13 protein-coding genes are annotated in these 17,106 nt (G+C 63.3%); 12 read left to right on the top strand and 1 reads right to left on the bottom strand.

Going from position 1 to position 17,106, the window contains the following annotated elements:
• The first annotated feature begins 5 nt into the window (after positions 1-5).
• The 11 genes from SMD31_RS18770 (at position 6) to SMD31_RS18720 (ending at position 12,412) form a co-directional block, all read left to right on the top strand.
• Positions 6-1,367, top strand: coding sequence for an NAD(P)-dependent oxidoreductase (locus SMD31_RS18770; RefSeq protein ID WP_320502460.1), 1,362 nt, complete (start codon positions 6-8; stop codon positions 1,365-1,367).
• A gap of 128 nt (positions 1,368-1,495) precedes the next feature.
• Positions 1,496-2,788 carry an NAD-dependent dihydropyrimidine dehydrogenase subunit PreA gene (gene preA, locus SMD31_RS18765; protein ID WP_320502459.1) on the top strand — a complete coding sequence of 431 codons (1,293 nt, stop codon included), beginning with the start codon at positions 1,496-1,498 and terminating at the stop codon, positions 2,786-2,788.
• Between the two features lie 73 nt (positions 2,789-2,861).
• Positions 2,862-3,470 carry a hypothetical protein gene (locus SMD31_RS18760; RefSeq protein WP_320502458.1) on the top strand — a complete coding sequence of 203 codons (609 nt, stop codon included), beginning with the start codon at positions 2,862-2,864 and terminating at the stop codon, positions 3,468-3,470.
• 102 nt (positions 3,471-3,572) lie between these two features.
• Complete coding sequence (locus SMD31_RS18755) at positions 3,573-3,770, top strand: hypothetical protein (protein ID WP_320502457.1); 198 nt, start codon at positions 3,573-3,575, stop codon at positions 3,768-3,770.
• 194 nt (positions 3,771-3,964) lie between these two features.
• Positions 3,965-4,387 (top strand): Ohr family peroxiredoxin, encoded by a 423-nt coding sequence (locus tag SMD31_RS18750; protein ID WP_320502456.1) that lies wholly within the window; start codon positions 3,965-3,967, stop codon positions 4,385-4,387.
• A 250-nt stretch (positions 4,388-4,637) separates the two neighbouring features.
• Positions 4,638-6,344: a sensor histidine kinase gene (locus tag SMD31_RS18745; protein WP_320502455.1), complete on the top strand. Its 1,707-nt coding sequence runs from the start codon at positions 4,638-4,640 to the stop codon at positions 6,342-6,344.
• Positions 6,345-6,588: 244 nt separating this feature from the next.
• A complete protein-coding gene (locus tag SMD31_RS18740; RefSeq protein ID WP_320502454.1) occupies positions 6,589-7,602 on the top strand; it encodes a BMP family protein in 1,014 nt (337 codons plus the stop codon).
• A gap of 11 nt (positions 7,603-7,613) precedes the next feature.
• Positions 7,614-9,149: an ABC transporter ATP-binding protein gene (locus SMD31_RS18735; RefSeq protein WP_320502453.1), complete on the top strand. Its 1,536-nt coding sequence runs from the start codon at positions 7,614-7,616 to the stop codon at positions 9,147-9,149.
• Entirely contained in the window at positions 9,139-10,188 is a 1,050-nt protein-coding gene (locus SMD31_RS18730) for an ABC transporter permease (protein WP_320502452.1), read from the top strand. The genes SMD31_RS18735 and SMD31_RS18730 overlap by 11 nt, the downstream gene beginning before the upstream one ends.
• A 2-nt stretch (positions 10,189-10,190) precedes the next feature.
• Positions 10,191-11,129, top strand: coding sequence for an ABC transporter permease (locus SMD31_RS18725; protein WP_320502488.1), 939 nt, complete (start codon positions 10,191-10,193; stop codon positions 11,127-11,129).
• A gap of 5 nt (positions 11,130-11,134) precedes the next feature.
• Complete coding sequence (locus SMD31_RS18720; protein ID WP_320502451.1) at positions 11,135-12,412, top strand: amidohydrolase family protein; 1,278 nt, start codon at positions 11,135-11,137, stop codon at positions 12,410-12,412.
• Between the two features lie 59 nt (positions 12,413-12,471).
• On the opposite strand, the gene SMD31_RS18715 is transcribed toward SMD31_RS18720, so the two are convergent.
• A complete protein-coding gene (locus SMD31_RS18715) occupies positions 12,472-15,357 on the bottom strand; it encodes a beta strand repeat-containing protein (RefSeq protein WP_320502450.1) in 2,886 nt (961 codons plus the stop codon).
• 506 nt (positions 15,358-15,863) lie between these two features.
• Here SMD31_RS18715 and SMD31_RS18710 point away from each other — a divergent pair.
• Positions 15,864-17,102, top strand: a complete 1,239-nt coding sequence (locus tag SMD31_RS18710; RefSeq protein WP_320502449.1) for a Zn-dependent hydrolase — start codon at positions 15,864-15,866, stop codon at positions 17,100-17,102.
• Positions 17,103-17,106: the final 4 nt, after the last annotated feature.

Raw genomic sequence — 17,106 nt, 5'->3', positions numbered from 1 at the left:
CGCCGATGAGCGCGTATTCCGCACCCGATATCCGTGCCGGCCGATTGGGGGCCGCGGAGATCGCTGCGAATTTCAATGATGTGAAGCCGCCGCTCGACCACAAGCGCGCGCTGGTCGAAAGCAATCGCTGCTTCTATTGCTATGACGCGCCCTGCATCGAGGCGTGCCCCACTTCCATCGACATTCCGAGCTTCATCCGCTCGATCGCCGTCGGCGATGCGATCGGCGCGGCCGAGACGATCCTCGAGGCCAATATCATGGGCGGCATGTGCGCCCGCGTCTGCCCGGTGGAAATCCTCTGCGAGGATTCCTGCGTGCGCAACCATTCGGAAGACAAGCCGGTGCAGATCGGGGCGCTGCAACGCTACGCAACCGACGCGCTGGTGGCGGCGGGAAAGCAGCCGTTTGTGCGCGCACCCTTGAGCGGCAAAAAGGTTGCCGTGGTGGGCGGCGGTCCGGCGGGCCTGTCAGCGGCGCATCGCCTGTCGCGCCTCGGTCACGACGTCACGGTCTATGAAGCGAAGCCGAAACTGGGCGGCCTCAACGAATACGGCATCGCCGCCTATAAGACGGTGCATGATTTCGCGCAAACCGAGGTGTCGTTCATCCTGGCTTTGGGCGGCATCCATGTCGAGACCGGCAAGGCCTTGGGGCGCGATGTCAGCCTGGAAGACCTGCGCAGGAATTACGACGCGGTGTTCCTGGCCATGGGCCTTGGCGGCGTCAATGCGCTGGGCGCGGAAGGCGAGGACCTCCAAGGCGTCGAGGATGCGGTCGCCTATATCGCCAAGCTCAGGCAGGCCAAGGACAAGACATCGCTTCCCGTGGGGCGCAAGGTCGTCGTCATCGGCGGCGGCAACACGGCCATCGATATCGCCATCCAGTCGAAGCGATTGGGGGCCGAGGACGTGACCCTCGTTTATCGCCGCGGGCCAACCAATATGAGCGCCACGCATCACGAGCAGGAATTCGCCCAGGTGAACGGCGTCAAGATCAAGCATTGGGCGCGGCCCGTGAAGCTCTATGGCCATCAAGGTGCCGTGCGCGAGATCGAGTTCGAATACACGCAGCTCGATGCGCAGGGCCGGCTGATGGGGACGGGCGAGAAGTTCACGCTGCTGTGCGACACGGTCTTCAAGGCGATCGGGCAGACCTTCGTGAAGGATCCCGTCAACGGCAAGGCGAAGGACATCCTCGACCTCACCAACAGCAAGATCGCGGTCAATGAAGATTTCGCCACCTCGATCAAGGGCGTCTTTGCCGGCGGCGATTGCGTCGAGAGCGGCACGGATCTGACCGTGCAATCCGTGGCTGACGGCCGCGATGCGGCGATCGCGATCGATGCCTATCTGCGGGGTGAAGGATAATGACACCCACTCCCCGTCATGGTCGGCGCAGGCCGACCATCCATGAGTTTCTATCCGATCACCGAATCGTTGCTGGCAAATTCGTGGATGGTCGGCCTGCGCCGACCATGACGATGTAGAGGTGACCCATGGCTGACTTGCGTTCCAATTTCATCGGTATCAAATCGCCCAACCCGTTCTGGCTGGCGTCGGCGCCGCCGACGGATAAGGAATACAACGTCGTGCGCGCCTTCCAGGCGGGCTGGGGCGGTGTCGTGTGGAAGACGCTGGGCGAAGATCCGCCTGTGGTGAATGTGAGCTCGCGTTACGGCGCCTTCCATATGGGCAACGACCGCATGGTGGGCTTCAATAATATCGAGCTCATCTCCGACCGGCCGCTTGACGTGAACCTGCAAGAGATCAAGCGGGTGAAGCGCGATTGGAAGGACCGCGCCGTCATCGTCTCGCTGATGGTGCCGTGCGAGGAGGATGCCTGGAAACGCATCCTGGCGCGGGTGGAGGACACGGAAGCCGACGGCATCGAGCTGAATTTCGGCTGCCCGCACGGCATGTCGGAACGCGGCATGGGTGCGGCGGTGGGCCAGGTGCCGGAATATGTCGAGATGGTGGCGCGCTGGTGCAAGCAGAACACGCGCATGCCGGTCATCGTGAAATTGACGCCTAATGTCACCGATGTGAGGAAGCCCGCGCAAGCCGCGAGACAAGGCGGGGCGGATGCCGTCTCGCTCATCAACACCATCAATTCGATCTGCTCGGTCGACCTGGATTTGATGGCGCCCACACCCGTGGTCGACGGCAAGGGCACCCATGGCGGCTATTGCGGCCCGGCGGTGAAGCCCATCGCCCTCAACATGGTGGCGGAGATCGCGCGCGACCCGGCGACGCAGGGGATGCCGATTTCAGCGATCGGCGGCATCGGCAATTGGCGCGATGCGGCGGAATTCATCTCCATGTCCGCCGGCAATGTGCAGGTCTGCACCGCCGCCATGCATTACGGCTTCCGCATCGTCGAGGAGATGGCGTCAGGTCTTGCCAACTGGATGGACGAGAAGGGCTATCGCTCGATCGAGGACTTCCGCGGCAAGGCCGTGCCAAATGTCACCGACTGGCAGTATCTCAACATCAACTTCAAGACGATCGCCCATATCGATCAGGAGAAGTGCATCCAATGCGGGCTCTGCTATGTCGCCTGCGAGGACACGTCGCATCAGTCGATCGCGGCCAAGCGCGTGCCCGATGGAAAGGGTGGGGGCAAGCGCCGCTATGAGGTGATCGACGAGGAATGCGTGGGCTGCAACCTCTGCTACCACGCCTGCCCGGTGCCCAATGTCATCACCATGGTGCCGCAGAAGACCGACAAGCCCTATCTCAACTGGACTCAGGACCCGCGCAACCCGATGCGCAAGAAGGCCGCCGAATAAGCCTTCACTTTTCCTCCCGTCACCTTAAGGCCGGCAATCGATCGCCGGCCTTTTTGTTGGGCGCGATCTGCGCATGGCTGCTCAGATTGCCTTGCGCGCTTTCGGGCACGCTTTTAAGGTGTCGCACACGGGTGATAATCCATGCAGACAAGTGATATCCATGTGGTCGGGTTCCAAGATCGGAAGCTGGTTCTTCAATGTCGCTATCGCCGCGTTCTGTTTGCTCTTTACAACATCTGTCTTTGTGCACGGCAGCCAGGCAAACAGCGACACGATCAGCATCGAAGTTTCCCCGGCCGCAGACTTCTTGGTTCTCGATGGAGAGAAGAAAAAGGTCGACGTCGTCGACGAGCCGGAGCGCAGCAGGGTCATCGCTGAGTTCGGTGAAGAGATTTCTAAGGCCGGTGGCTGGGGCGATATCAAAGGCTGCGAAGACGTCCTGGCATTTGATGTTGAATTTGGCTTCCGGAGCCGAATTGTCGGTAGCTCTTGCGCGTTGACGGGCGAGAAAGCTGGGCCCATCGCCATTTGCCTGAGTAATACTGGCTCCCAGTCTTGGAGCGCGCTCTCCGGCCCAATCGCCAAATCGGAGCTTATCGAATTCATGGCCCGGGAATGTGCCCTCCCCGAGCAGACGATATCGGCGGAAGGCGATGTCATGTGGAGTGGTGGGATCGAGTAGCCAATACATGACCTAGCTGGCGACGCCTATAGCGATGAATTGGCGAACCTCCGTGGATATATCGCCGGCGAGCGAAGTGGTGCCGCGTTGCAGAGTTGCGAAATGATCCTGATGATTTCGGCCAAAGGCGGGGGCTATGCCGGCGGCCTTTGTGAACTGATGAAGGACAAGATCATCGAAAAGGTGGCGATCTGCGCAAATGAGATGGTTGGATATATGAAGGTTCGGCCTCTTGGACACTCGGTCATGACTCGCCGGGATCTTGCTACCTATGTCGCTTACTACTGCACTGCCAGCTGAGGGCGATGGGCATCGCAGTTCCAATGCTGACAAGCGCCTCGTAATCGATATGGATTTATAATCCTATTATTCCATAAAATAAATCGCACCCGATTTAATGCCACCCCTTGAACGCGGCGTTCCGCATCCCTTATTAGATCGCATCCGATGTAATCGCGACCGATTGCACGGCAACCCTATCCAGGAGACATGCCATGACCGCGACTGCCCTCAACACCAATACCCCCGCCAAGACCTTGTTCACCGGCCGCACCCATACCAGCGCCGGGCGTGACGGCGTGGGGCGGTCCGAGGATGGCTTTGTCGATGTGAAACTCACCGCCCCGCACCCGGCCGCCGAGAATCTCTTCGGCGTGGCCTGGTCGGCCTGTTATCTCGGCGCCATCGAGTTGGCAGCGGCGCAGCACAAGGTGAAGCTTGCGGGTGCGCCCTCGGCCGATGCCGAGATCAGCCTCAACAAGGCGGGCGAGGCCTATTTCCTCAGCGCCAGCTTCAAGGTGACGCTGCCGGGCGTCGACCGCGCCACGGCCGAGAAGATCGCTGAAACCGCCCACACCATCTGCCCCTATTCGAAGGCGGTCCACGGCAATATCGCGGTCTCGACCCGCGTCATCTGAGCACGCTCCCGTTTCCTCGCTGCCAGCAAGGCCGGTGCATCTGCACCGGCCTTTTTGCTGCTGTCCGGGATGCCCGTTGAACCCAGATTTGTCGGGGTCGCAAAATCCTGCCCTCGCGTGTGCGAAGACTTCAGGCGAATTCACATCTCATTAATGAGTTTGCGGGATATATTCCCGGCATGACCGATGGCGGAAATCCCCGTGATTGCAGCGGGATATAAGCCGGCGGACGAAGTGAGTTAGCTAACAGATGTCGATCATATCCATGTCGGCGGCAGGGACCGACCTGCCGAGCCCGACCCAGCGTTTTGACGTGGCGCAGCTGGCATCGCCGCCAGCGGCGCATTGGCTGCGCGCCGATGGCGGTTTCATGCCGCGCCTGGGCGGCAATCTCGCCGCCGCAGCGCTCTATTTCCTGCTGGGTCTCGCCGTCGGGCATTATTTTGCCGCCTATGGCCTGTTTCCGGCACCGATCTGGCTGCCATCGAGTGTCGCCGTCGTGGCGGCGATCCTGGGCGGCTGGCGCTTTCTGCCCGGCCTGTTCCTGGGCTCGTTCCTGATCAATTACGGCTATTTCGGCTCCAGCTTGCCGGTGGCGGCGCTGATCTCGCTCACCAATGCCGCTGGGCCGATTCTTGCCACGCAAGCGATGCGGCGCTGGTGCCCGCAGGACCGGCTGTTCAGCACCTTTACCGGCGTCGTCGCCTTCATCCTCTGTGCCGTGCTGTTGCATCCGGCCATCACTGCGACCGGCGGTACGCTCGCATTGAATATCCATGGTGGCTGGGACATCACCGCGATGACCCGGACCTGGGTCAGCTGGTGGCTGTGCGACAGTGGCGGCACATTGGCCTTTGCGCCCTGCCTGCTGATGTGGCTGGGCGGCGAAAAATCGCCCGACGAGGCCGGCAGGCCCCTCACACGCCAGAGCCGCCTGGTGTGGATCGCGGTCGCTGTCATCGTCATCGGCCTGTTCGTGGCGCCGCCGGCGCCGATCGCGCTCTTTGCGACACTCCCCTTCCTGCTGGTGGTGCCGCTGTCCTGGATCGCGCTCAACACGTCGCTGCGTGCCGCCTATACGCTGGTGTCGCTCGCCTCCGTCATCGCCATGGCGGCGACCGCGGCGGGCCAAGGCCCGTTTCACGCGCCGACGATGATCAACCCGCTGCAAATGGCGGGCGAACTCATTGTGCTGCTCACCATGACGGTGCTGACCATCGTCGCCCTCTTTCGCGAGCGGCGCGCGGCCGAAGCCATCAGCCGTTCCAAAAGCATGCTGCTGGCCACGGCGAGCCATGATCTGCGCACACCGCTCAATGCGATCCTGGGCTTTGCCGATCTGATGCGCCTTTCCAGCCGGCAGGCCCTTACCCCAGAACTGGTGCGCGAATACGCCAATGACATCCATGCCAGCGGTGCGCTGCTCCTTGGCCTTATCGACGAGATCCTGGACCATGCCAAGATCGAAGCCGGCAAGCGCGAGATCGAGCCGCGCCTCCTCGACGCGTCGGCCATTGCCGGTGCGTGTTTGGACCTGCTCAACGGCCGTGCCGCTGCCAAGAACGTCTCGCTGAGCGTGAAGACATTAGGCGCCGGTGCGCTCCATGCCGACGAACTGGCCCTGCGCCAGATTCTTCTCAATCTGCTCTCCAATGCGGTGAAATTCACCGAGGCCGGCGGCGCGGTCGAGATCCGCCTCAGCTTGCTCGGCGACGGCGCCGGCATCGTCGAGGTGACCGATTCCGGCATCGGCATGAGCGAAGCGGAGCTGGAGCAGGTGCTGCAACCCTTTGGCCAGGCGGGTTCAAACCGCCACCGTGAAAGCGGCACGGGCCTTGGCCTCAACATCGTCGTGCGGTTGGTGGAACTCCATGGCGGCCGCTTCTCCATCACCAGCGCGCCCGCCAAGGGCACCACGGTCCGCATCAGCTTCCCGGTGGCACCGGACGCGTTCTGACGCCTCGCGACGATCACTTCGCACCTGCGAAAACCCGTTGCCGATGTGACGGCTTTGTGGAAGGATTGCGCTCGCGAGTTTGATAGGCGGGCCGAGTCTTTTCGCGCATCCGCACTTGCACCCGACCCCTTCCGCAGCCCCCGCGCATGCGCCGGCCGCGTGATCACCCGGTCGGCTGGTGGGCTCGCAATCCCCAGATTACCCAATGCCCAAACGCGACCAAAAATAATAACAGGAGAAGGCTATGATCCGGACAACTCGACGTGCATTCCTGCATGCTTCCGCGGCGATGGCTGCCGTCACCGCGACCAGTGCGATGGGGCCGCGCCTGGCGCTGGCTGCCGATCCGATCAAGGTGGCGGCGATCTATACCGTGCCCATTGAACAGCAATGGGTGAGCCGCATCCACAAGGCAGCAACCGCCGCCAAGGAACGCGGCGATATCGACTACGTGTTCTCGGAAAAAGTCGCCAATACCGATTACGAGCGCGTCATGCGCGAATATGCCGAAGCCGGGCACCAGCTCATCGTCGGCGAGGCCTTCGCGGTGGAAGACGCGGCGCGGGCTGTTGCCAAGGATTACCCGGGCACGGCCTTCCTCATCGGCTCGTCCTTCAAGCCGGATGCGGCGCTGCCCAATTTCGCCACCTTCGACAACTATATCCAGGACGCCTCGTATCTCACCGGCATGATCGCCGGGGCGATGACCAAGAGCGGCAATATCGGCATGGTCGGCGGCTATCCGATCCCCGAGGTCAACCGCCTGATGAACGCCTTCATGGCGGGGGTCAAGGAAGTGAAGAGCGACGTGAAGTTCCAGGTGGCCTTCATCGGTTCGTGGTTCGACCCGCCCAAGGCCAAGGAAACGGCGCTGGCGCAGATCGATGCCGGTGCCGATCTCCTTTATGCGGAACGCTTCGGCGTCTCCGACGCGGCGAAGGAGAAGGGCATCCTGGCGGTGGGCAACGTCATCGACACGCAGGCCGATTACCCGGATACCGTCGTCGCCTCCGCCTTGTGGCATTTCGAGCCGACGCTCGACCGCGCCATCGCCAAGGTGAAGGATAAGAGCTTCACGGCGGAAGATTACGGCGCCTTCTCGTTCATGAAGGAAGGCGGTTCGTCTCTCGCACCCTTAGGCACCTTCGAGAGCAAGGTGCCGGCCGATATCGTGGCCAAGGTGAAGGAGAAGGAGGCGGCGATCAAATCCGGCGCCTTCACCGTCGCCATCGACGACAACGAGCCGAAATCGAGCTGATGAAGGCTGATGTGAGCGCTCAGCCGGGGGAGATCGTCCTCCGGCTGAGCGGCATTTCCAAAAGCTTCGGGAGCCTCCAGGCCAATGACGGGATCAGCTTCGATCTCGCCAAGGGCGAGGTGCTGGCGCTGCTCGGCGAGAATGGCGCGGGGAAGACGACGCTCATGAACATCCTCTTCGGCCATTACCTGGCCGATGCGGGATCGATCGAGGCGTTCGGGGCGACGTTGCCGCCGGGACGGCCGGCGGCGGCACTCGATGCCGGCATCGGCATGGTGCATCAGCATTTCACGCTGGCCGAGAATCTGACCGCCCTCGAGAACATCGTGCTGGGGACGGAGAGCCTTTTTGCCTGGCGCGCGGAGACCAAGGCGGCGCGGGCGCGGGTGGCGCAATTGGGCGCCGATTTCGGCCTCGCCGTCGATCCCCTGAAGCGCGTTGCCGATCTCTCGGTCGGCGAGCGGCAGCGGGTGGAGATATTGAAGGCGCTCTATCGCAACGCCCGCATCCTCATCCTCGACGAGCCGACGGCGGTGCTGACACCCCAGGAAAGCGAGGCGCTGTTCGCCACCTTGAAAAAACTGGTGGCGCGGGGACTGGCCATCATCTTCATCAGCCACAAGCTGCATGAAGTGCTGGCGGTGAGCGACCGCGTGCTGGTGCTGCGCCAGGGGAAGCTGGTGGCGGGGCGCGCGACCCAGGGTGCGACGCGCCAGGAACTGGCTGAGATGATGGTGGGACGGCCGGTGCCAGCACCGAAGGTCGAGCCGCAAACGCCGGGGGCGGAAGTGCTGCGGCTCGATCGCGTGACGGTGCTGGGCGCGCAGGGGCGCCCGGAGCTTGAGGCCGATCTATCCCTGCATGCAGGCGAGATCGTGGGATTGGCCGGCGTGAGCGGCAACGGGCAGGCAGTGCTGGCTGATCTCCTGAGCGGGCTGGTGCAGCCCAGCGCCGGTACTTTCACCATGCTGGGCGACAGCATCACGGTGACCGACGCCGCCGGCATGGTGGCGCGCGGCGTCGGGCGCATTCCCGAAGACCGGCATGCGGTGGGCCTCATCGGCGACATGTCGATCACCGAGAACATGATCGCCGAGCGTTACCGGGAAGCGCCGTTCAGCAAACGGCAGCTCATCGACTGGAAGGCGGCGAAGGCGTTTGCGGAAGGCATCATCAAGGGTTTCGATGTGCGCTGTCCGGGCCCAAGCGCCACAGCGCGGCTGCTGTCGGGCGGCAACATGCAGAAGCTGATCCTGGGGCGCGAGATGGCGGGCGACCCGAAGCTCATCCTCGCCGCGCAGCCGACGCGCGGGCTCGATATCGGCGCGGTCGGTTATGTGCATGAGCAGCTCCTCAAAGCGCGCGCACGCGGCGCCGGCATCCTGCTCATTTCCGAAGACCTCGATGAATTGCTGGCCTTGAGCGACCGCATCCAGGTCATCTATCGCGGGCGCCTGTCGGCATCATTGCCGCGCGAACGCTTCTCGGTGCCGGAGATCGGGCTGATGATGGCGGGGCATGGATTTGGAGGCGCGCATGCGGCTTGAACCCCGCGCCGAGACACCCTGGATCATCTGGCTTGGCGCGCCGCTTGCGGCGGTGGCGGTCAGCCTGGTGCTGGCGGCCCTGCTGGTGCTGTGGAGCGGGGCCGACCCTTTCGGCGTCTTCGGCCTCGTCATCAGGGGGGCCCTTGGTTCGCAATTCGCCCTCTTCGAGACATTGACGCGGGCGACGCCGCTCATCTTCACCGGATTGGCCGCCGCCGTCGCCTTTCGGGCGCGGCTGTGGAATATCGGTGCCGAGGCGCAGCTTTACGGCGGCGCCGTGATGGCGGCGTTGCTGGGGACGGGTCTGCTGCCGCTGCCCGGCCCGATCCTGGTGCCCCTTCTGCTCATTGCCGGTGCGGTTGCGGGCGCGCTGTTGCTGCTGGGGCCGACCCTCATGAAGACGCGCTTCGGCGTCGATGAGGTCGTCACCACGTTGCTCTTGAATTTCATCATCCTGCTCTTCGTTTCCTTCCTGCTGGAAGGGCCGTTTAAGGACCCGATGGGCATGGGCTGGCCGCAATCGAGGAAGGTGATCGAGGCGGCGCATTTGCCCAAACTCATTCAAGGGAAACGGCTGCATCTGGGGTTCCTCATCGCCTGCGCCATGGCCTGTGTCGTGTGGTTCATCAACACGAAGACCATCCACGGTTATGAAATGAAGGCGGTGGGCTTCAATGCGCGTGCGGCGCGCTTTGCCGGCATGAAGGTCGACCATGTGATGGTGAAGGTGGCGCTGCTCTCGGGCGGCCTCGCGGCCCTTGCCGGCGTTTCGGAAGTGATAGGCCTCAAGGGCAATCTGACGCTCGATCTCAGCCCCGGCTTCGGCTATGCGGGGATCGTGGTCGCCATGCTGGCCATGCTGCATCCCTTGGGCGTTGTCGCGGCCTCGATCTTTGTGGCGGCCATGTTTGTGGGCGCCGATGCGATGAGCCGGCAGGCGGGGGTTCCGAGCTACATCGCCCAGGTGATGGTGGCGACCGCCCTCCTCACTATGGTGGTCGCCATGCTGTTCACCCGATTTCGCTTGAAGTGGCGGTGAGCATGGAAGCGATCGAGATCGTCTTCACGGCAAGTCTCTGGGCGGCGGCGATCCGCATCGCCTCGCCGCTGATCTTTGCGACCCTTGGCGAGCTCATCTGCGAGCGCGCTGGCGTGCTCAATCTCGGCATCGAGGGCATCATGACGGTCGGCGCCTTTGCCGGCTGGTTCACCGTCTATCAGGGCGGCGATCTCTGGGCCGGGATCGTGGTGGCGGCGGCCTGCGGGGCGCTGTTCGGGCTGTTGCATGCGCTGCTCGTGGTGCCGCTGGGATTGTCGCAGCATGTGACGGGTATCGGCATCACGCTGCTTGCGACCTCGCTCACCTCCTATGTCTATCGCGTGTCGCTCCCCGAAGTGACGAGCCCGCCGAAGATCGAGCCGTTCCAGCCGCTGGCCATACCGGGCTTCCGCGATATTCCCTTCCTTGGCGAAGCGCTGTTCAACCAGACGCCGCTTACTTATCTGGCCTTCATCGCCGTGGCGCTTGTTGCCTATATCCTCTATCGCACGCCGCTGGGACTTGCCGTGCGCATGGTGGGCGAGAATCCATCCGCGGTCGAGGCGCAGGGCATCGACGTGACGCTGCTGCGCATCGGCGCGGTGATGGTGGGGAGTGCCTTCATGGCGCTGGGGGGTGCGTTCCTCACCATGTCGGCGTTCAACTCGTTCTATTTCGACATGGTCAATGGGCGCGGCTGGATCGCCATCGCCCTCGTCGTCTTCGGGTCGTGGCGGCCGGGCAAGGCGCTCCTTGGCGCCATTCTCTTTGCGGCCTTCGATGCCTATCAGTTGCGGCTGCAGCAGATCGTGGCCGGTGTCCCCTATCAGTTCTTCCTGATGCTGCCCTATATCCTCTCGATCCTCGCCCTCATCACCATGGCGCGGCGGGCGGGATATCCAAGGGCACTTATGATCCCCTATCGCAAGGGGGAAAGGTAATCGCGATGTTCGATCTCATCATCCGCCACGCCACTTTGCCCGATGGGCGCAAGGACATCGATATCGGCATCACGGGCGGCAGGATAGTCGCGGTCGAGCATGGGCTGCCGGATGCGGGTGAAGCCACGATCAACGCCGCCGGCAATCTGGTCTCGCCACCCTTTGTCGATGCGCATTTCCACATGGACGCGACCTTGAGTCTCGGCCTGCCGCGGCTCAACCAATCGGGCACGCTTCTGGAAGGCATCCAGCTTTGGGGGGAGTTGAAGCCGCATTTGACGCAAGAAGCCATCATGGAGCGGGCGCTGCGCTATTGCGACTGGGCGGTGGCGCGGGGCTTGCTCGCCATCCGCTCCCATGTCGATATCTGCGACCCGCGTCTCCTGGCGGTGGATGCGCTACTCGAGGTCAAGAAACGGGTGAAGCCCTATCTCGATCTGCAGCTGGTGGCCTTTCCACAAGATGGGGTGCTGCGGAGTGCCGGGGCTTTTGATCTGCTGAAGACGGCGCTGGATCGCGGCGTCGATGTGGTGGGCGGCATTCCGCATTTCGAGCGCACCATGGCGGATGGGGCGGCATCGGTGAAGCTGCTTTGTGAATTGGCGGCGGAGCGGGGCCTGCTGGTCGACATGCATTGCGACGAGACGGATGATCCGATGTCGCGCCATATCGAGACCTTGTCGGCCGAGGCGCACCGGCTGGGGATGCAGGGGCGCGTCACCGGCTCGCATCTCACCTCGATGCATTCGATGGATAATTATTATGTCTCGAAGCTCATCCCGCTGATGGCGGAGGCCGGGGTGGCGGCGATCGCCAATCCGCTCATCAACATCACCATCCAGGGGCGGCACGACACCTATCCCAAGCGCCGCGGCATGACGCGGGTCCCGGAACTGATGAAGGCCGGCGTGCCCGTGGCCTTCGGCCATGATTGCGTCATGGACCCCTGGTATTCGATGGGCTCGGGCGACATGCTGGATGTGGCCACCATGGCGCTGCATGTGGGGCAGATGACAGGGCAGGATGCCATGCGCGCCTGTTTCCAATCGGTGACGGAAACGCCGGCGAAGATTTTGCATCTCGAGGGTTACGGGATTGCCCCGGGCTGCAACGCCGATCTGGTTCTGCTCGACGCCGGCGACCCGATCGAGGCCATCCGCCTCAAGGCGGCGCGGCTCAAGGTCCTGCGCCGCGGCAAGGTCGTGGCGGAAGGGCCGGGGGGGGCCATGCGCCTCGACCTTGCCGGACGGCCCGGTGAGGTGACGTTCCATCACCAGGCTTGAGACAAACGGCGGCGCCGCGGGAACACCGGCGCCGCCGTTTCCTCAGAGGCCGATTTCATTCAGGGCGTACCCAGGATGAAATCGTCGCTGCCGAGGGAGGCGAGCTGCACATTGTGCAGGGTGATCGTGCGGTCCGGCCCGAAATCGAGCACCACGTCATCGCCGACGGCTTGGGCATGCGACAGCACGGTGTCGAGATCGGTGGCGCCGGCGATGTTGCGAAGATCGATGCGATCGCCGTCCTGGAAATCGTCGACGATGATGTCACCGAAGCCGAGGAAGGTGTCGTTGCCGGCACCGCCGATGAGGAGATCGTTGTCGCCGCCCACAAGCGTGTCGTTGCCTTCGCCCCCATTCAGCGTCAAGGCCACGTCGCCGGTATGGTTGCGGGCATCGATGGTGTCGTTGCCGCCAAGGCCGTTCACCTCAAGCCGGTCCTGGGCCGTGGCGCTGAACAGCTGGACCTCGGCATAGAGGCCGGTGATATGGGTGACGCCGCCCGCGGTTTCCAGCGTGATGGCATCGTTGCCGGTGGTGGCATTGACGGTGAGGGTGTCAATGGCGCCATCGTCGCCGCCGCTCAAGCTGGCAGCGAAGCCGACGGCCACCGTCCTGACATCGGTGCCGTCCATGGCATTGACCGTGACGTGATCCGTGCCACCCAGCACGCTGACCTCAAGGCGCTCGACGCCATCCAGATCCATGTGGATGTTGGCGACATCGCGGTTGAGGAAGGCGTGATCGCCATCGGCGCCGATGAAGATGTTCTCGCTGGCATTGGAGGCATTGAAGAGCAGCACGTCGGTGCCGGCGCCACCATCGACAACGTCGCTGCCATCGCCCGGATCCCAGACGAAGGTGTCGGTGCCGGCGCCCATGAAGACGGTATCATTGCCCTGATTGCCGTCCATGATGTCGTCGCCCTCGCCGCCGATCAGCGTGTCGCTGCCATTGCCGCCGGAGATGTGATCATTGCCGGCACCGCCATCGAGGGTGAGATGGGTGAGGGCCGCGACATTGCCGACGACAGCAAAGACGTCGTCGCCGATACCGCCGGTGATGGCGATTTCCTCGACACCGATCACGTTGATATTGCCTTGGGCCGGGTCGCCCGTCGCGACAAGGACGGCGCTGCCATTGGCCGCGACCTGGAACAGGTCATTGGCGCCCGTGCCGGCAACCTGCAGCACATCGTTGCCGCTGCCGCCATCGGCCGTGTCGAAGCCTTCGCCCGGGTTCCAGATGATCCTGTCATCGTCATTGCCGCCCAGCAGGACGTCATTGCCGGCACCGCCGTGGAGCGTGTCGTTGCCATTGCCGCCGTCGAGGATGAGGGTGACCCCGCCGGCGGGAACGCCCTTCACCTCCAGCGTATCGTTGCCGTCGAGACCGCGCAGGGCGAATTGATCGGTGCCGATCTCGGCATGCTCGACCCGGACCCGGACGCCGCGGCCGAGGGCTTCGATCTCGCCATTCACAAGCTCGAAGCGCAGGCTGTCATCGCCGGTGCTACCGGCGACATTGACCTCGTCCGCGGCGTTGTCGCCAAGGCCGTCACTGCCGGCAAGGTTCACCGTCACCTGGCGCAGATCGGTGCCGCGCATATCGCCGATCGTGATGCGATCGGTCCCGCCGAGCAGGTTGATCACGGCCCGTTCGACATGGTCGAGATCCATGTTGATATTGGCGATGTTGCGGAAGAGGGTGACATGATCGCCATTGGCCGAGAGGGTCATGTCCTCGCTGGCGTTTGATGCGTTGAAGCGCAAGCTGTCGGTGCCGCTGCCGCCATCGACGCTGTCGTTGCCATCGCCCGGATCCCAGATGAAGAGGTCGTTGCCGCTGCCCAGCTTGACGATGTCGTTGCCCTGATTGCCGTCGACGATGTCATTGCCGTCGCCGCCGATGAGCAGGTCGTTGCCGTTGCCGCCCTTGATCGTGTCGTTGCCGGCGCCGCCATCGATGGTGAGATGGGTGAGCGCTGCCACATTGCCGACGACATCGATGACGTCGTTGCCGGCCTTGCCGATGATCTTGATCTCCTCGACATTGGTCGCTGTGATCTCGCCCGGCTGACTGCCTTCCTTGGCGATGGTAACGCCCGTGCCGTTGGCCGCGATATGCAACACGTCACCGCCCATGGTGCCGCTCACTTCCAGCACGTCCGTGCCGCTGCCGCCATCGGCCATATCGACGCCGTCGCCCTGGTGCCAGAGGAAGCGGTCATCATCATTGCCGCCGATGAGCAGGTCGTTGCCGGCGCCGCCATGGAGCGTGTCGTTACCATCGCCGCCATCGAGGATGATGCCGACGAGCCCCGCCGCAACACCGCCGGCATCGACCATGTCATTGCCGCCGAGGGCGCGGACGGTGACGTGGTCGAGACCGACCTCGGCGTTCTCGACCCGGACCGTGGCGCCGAAGCGGTCGATTTCGATGGCACTGCCGACCGAGCGCAGGGTGATGGTGTTGCTGCCATTGGTGCCGTTGGCGATGACGTCATCGGCGGCACCATCGCCCGCCGTGGCGGAACCGGCGAGATCGACGGTCACAAGCTTCACGTCCGTCTCGTGGAGATCGTCGATGACGATTTGGTCGGTGCCGCCCAGGGTGCGGATGGCGATGTGCTCGACATTGTCGAGGTCCATGCTGATATTGGCGATGTTGCGGCTGAGCAGAGCATGGCTGCCGAGTGCCGAAATATTCATGACTTCATTGGCATTCGAGCCATTGAAGGACAGGCGGTCGACGCCAGCGCCGCCATCGACGACGTCATTGCCGTCGCCGGGGTTCCAGATGAAGACGTCATTGCCGGCGCCCATATGGGCGACATCGCTGCCGCGCCCGCCGGTGATGATGTCATTGCCGGCGCGGCCGTCGATCACGTCGTTGTCGTCGCCGCCATTGAGGACATCGTTGCCATTACCGCCTGTCACTTGGGTCATGTTCGGGATTTCCTTGCGGGGGTTGGGATAGGGGTGCGCGCGTCGCCGGGCGCGCCGGCGGGCCGACACCGCTGCATCCCACAGAGGTGGCTGGCAATCTGGTACGCGCAGCCTCAAAGCTAGCGATCCGCGACGCTCACACATCGGGAGGTTTCCCTATTTTGTGAGGCGGTTTTGGCGATTCGGATGGGCGGGCGATGCAGAATGTGAAGCGCGCGAGCTCTCTTCGGCGGGCGGATGGCGCCCGAAAGCAAGCTTGACCGAGCAGTCAGGATTGGGCAGGATTTCCCTCAAGGCCGCAAAGGCCATTGATAAACATCCGCCCGCAAGGAAAAGGGCTGGATAAACAGGGTTGGTTTGGGCTGCGACGACACGCATGCCCCGTGCTACATCACGCGGAATGGCGTGTGGCCGGGACGTGGCGATTCGCATCCATGCTCCCTGGACGTGCACGAGGCAGAACCGGCAGCCTTTTGGGCTGTCCGCGGGTACCCGGAGGGAAGAGCATGGCGACCAATCTCAAGATCAATGGCGAGCGGCTGTGGGACAGCCTGATGGAAATGGCGCGGATCGGCGCCACGGAAAAGGGCGGCGTCTGCCGCCTGGCCTTGACCGACCTCGACCGCCAGGCCCGCGACCTCTTCGTCAAATGGTGCAAGGAAGCGGGCTGCACCATCCGCATCGACAAGATGGGGAATGTGTTCGCAAGACGCGCCGGCAAGGATAACAGCCTCGCCCCCGTCATGACCGGCAGCCATATCGACAGCCAGCCGACCGGCGGCAAGTTCGACGGCGCCTATGGCGTGCTCTGTGGCCTGGAAGTCATCCGATCACTCAATGACATGAAATACGAGACGCTGCGCCCGATCGAGGCGATCATCTGGACCAATGAGGAAGGCTCGCGCTTTGCCCCGGCCATGGTGGCATCGGGTGTCTTTGCCGGCGTGTTCGACCTCGATTACGGCCTGGGCCGTGCCGATCAGGACGGCAAGACCATGGGCGAGGAGTTGAAGCGCATCGGCTATTACGGCGATGACGAGGTCGGCGGCCGGCCGGTCCATGCCTTCTTCGAGGCGCATATCGAACAGGGGCCGATCCTGGAGGCCGAGAAGAAGAAGATCGGCATCGTCCAGGGCGCGCAAGGCCAGCGCTGGTTCGAAGTGGTGTTCACGGGCCAGGAAGCCCATGCCGGTCCCACACCGATGAAGGTCAGGAAGGACGCGCTGGTCGGTGCCGCACAGGTCATCGCCGCCATCAACCAGATCGGCCATGACAACCAGCCCTTTGCCTGCGCCACGGTGGGCATGATCAATTCCAGCCCCAATTCCCGCAACGTCATCCCGGGCAAGGTCTTCTTCACCATCGATCTCAGGCACCCGGACGACAAGATCCTCTCCAAGATGGCGGCCGAAGCCAAAGCCGCCTGCGAGGCCGCGGTGAAGAAGAACATGCTGGAGATGGACTTCAAGGAAATCTGGTACTCGCCGCCGGTGAAGTTCGACCAGGATTGCGTGGCCGCGGTCAAGAAGGGTGCCGAAGAACTCGGCTTCGATAATCTCGACATCATCTCCGGCGCCGGGCATGACGCCTGCTATATGAACCGTGTCGCGCCCACCGCCATGGTCTTCATCCCCTGCGAGGGCGGCATCAGCCATAACGAGATCGAGAACGCCACCAAGGAGGATTGCCGCGACGGCTGCGACGTGCTGCTGCGCGCCATGGTCGAACGCGCCAATGCGGCTTGAAGGG

Source organism: Dongia rigui (genome assembly GCF_034044635.1).
GTDB classification, from domain to species: domain Bacteria; phylum Pseudomonadota; class Alphaproteobacteria; order Dongiales; family Dongiaceae; genus Dongia; species Dongia rigui.
Note: the sequence above shows the minus strand (reverse complement) of the source record. Positions and strands in the feature narration are given on the sequence as shown.

What these genes read in the sequence shown, in the direction of transcription:
- SMD31_RS18770 (WP_320502460.1), top strand. Translation starts at nt 6, where the DNA reads ATGAGCGCGTATTCCGCACCCGATATCCGTGCCGGCCGATTGGGGGCC.
- preA (WP_320502459.1), top strand. Translation starts at nt 1,496, where the DNA reads ATGGCTGACTTGCGTTCCAATTTCATCGGTATCAAATCGCCCAACCCG.
- SMD31_RS18760 (WP_320502458.1), top strand. Translation starts at nt 2,862, where the DNA reads ATGGCTGCTCAGATTGCCTTGCGCGCTTTCGGGCACGCTTTTAAGGTG.
- SMD31_RS18755 (WP_320502457.1), top strand. Translation starts at nt 3,573, where the DNA reads ATGATCCTGATGATTTCGGCCAAAGGCGGGGGCTATGCCGGCGGCCTT.
- SMD31_RS18750 (WP_320502456.1), top strand. Translation starts at nt 3,965, where the DNA reads ATGACCGCGACTGCCCTCAACACCAATACCCCCGCCAAGACCTTGTTC.
- SMD31_RS18745 (WP_320502455.1), top strand. Translation starts at nt 4,638, where the DNA reads ATGTCGATCATATCCATGTCGGCGGCAGGGACCGACCTGCCGAGCCCG.
- SMD31_RS18740 (WP_320502454.1), top strand. Translation starts at nt 6,589, where the DNA reads ATGATCCGGACAACTCGACGTGCATTCCTGCATGCTTCCGCGGCGATG.
- SMD31_RS18730 (WP_320502452.1), top strand. Translation starts at nt 9,139, where the DNA reads ATGCGGCTTGAACCCCGCGCCGAGACACCCTGGATCATCTGGCTTGGC.
- SMD31_RS18725 (WP_320502488.1), top strand. Translation starts at nt 10,191, where the DNA reads ATGGAAGCGATCGAGATCGTCTTCACGGCAAGTCTCTGGGCGGCGGCG.
- SMD31_RS18720 (WP_320502451.1), top strand. Translation starts at nt 11,135, where the DNA reads ATGTTCGATCTCATCATCCGCCACGCCACTTTGCCCGATGGGCGCAAG.
- SMD31_RS18715 (WP_320502450.1), bottom strand. Translation starts at nt 15,357, where the DNA reads ATGACCCAAGTGACAGGCGGTAATGGCAACGATGTCCTCAATGGCGGC.
- SMD31_RS18710 (WP_320502449.1), top strand. Translation starts at nt 15,864, where the DNA reads ATGGCGACCAATCTCAAGATCAATGGCGAGCGGCTGTGGGACAGCCTG.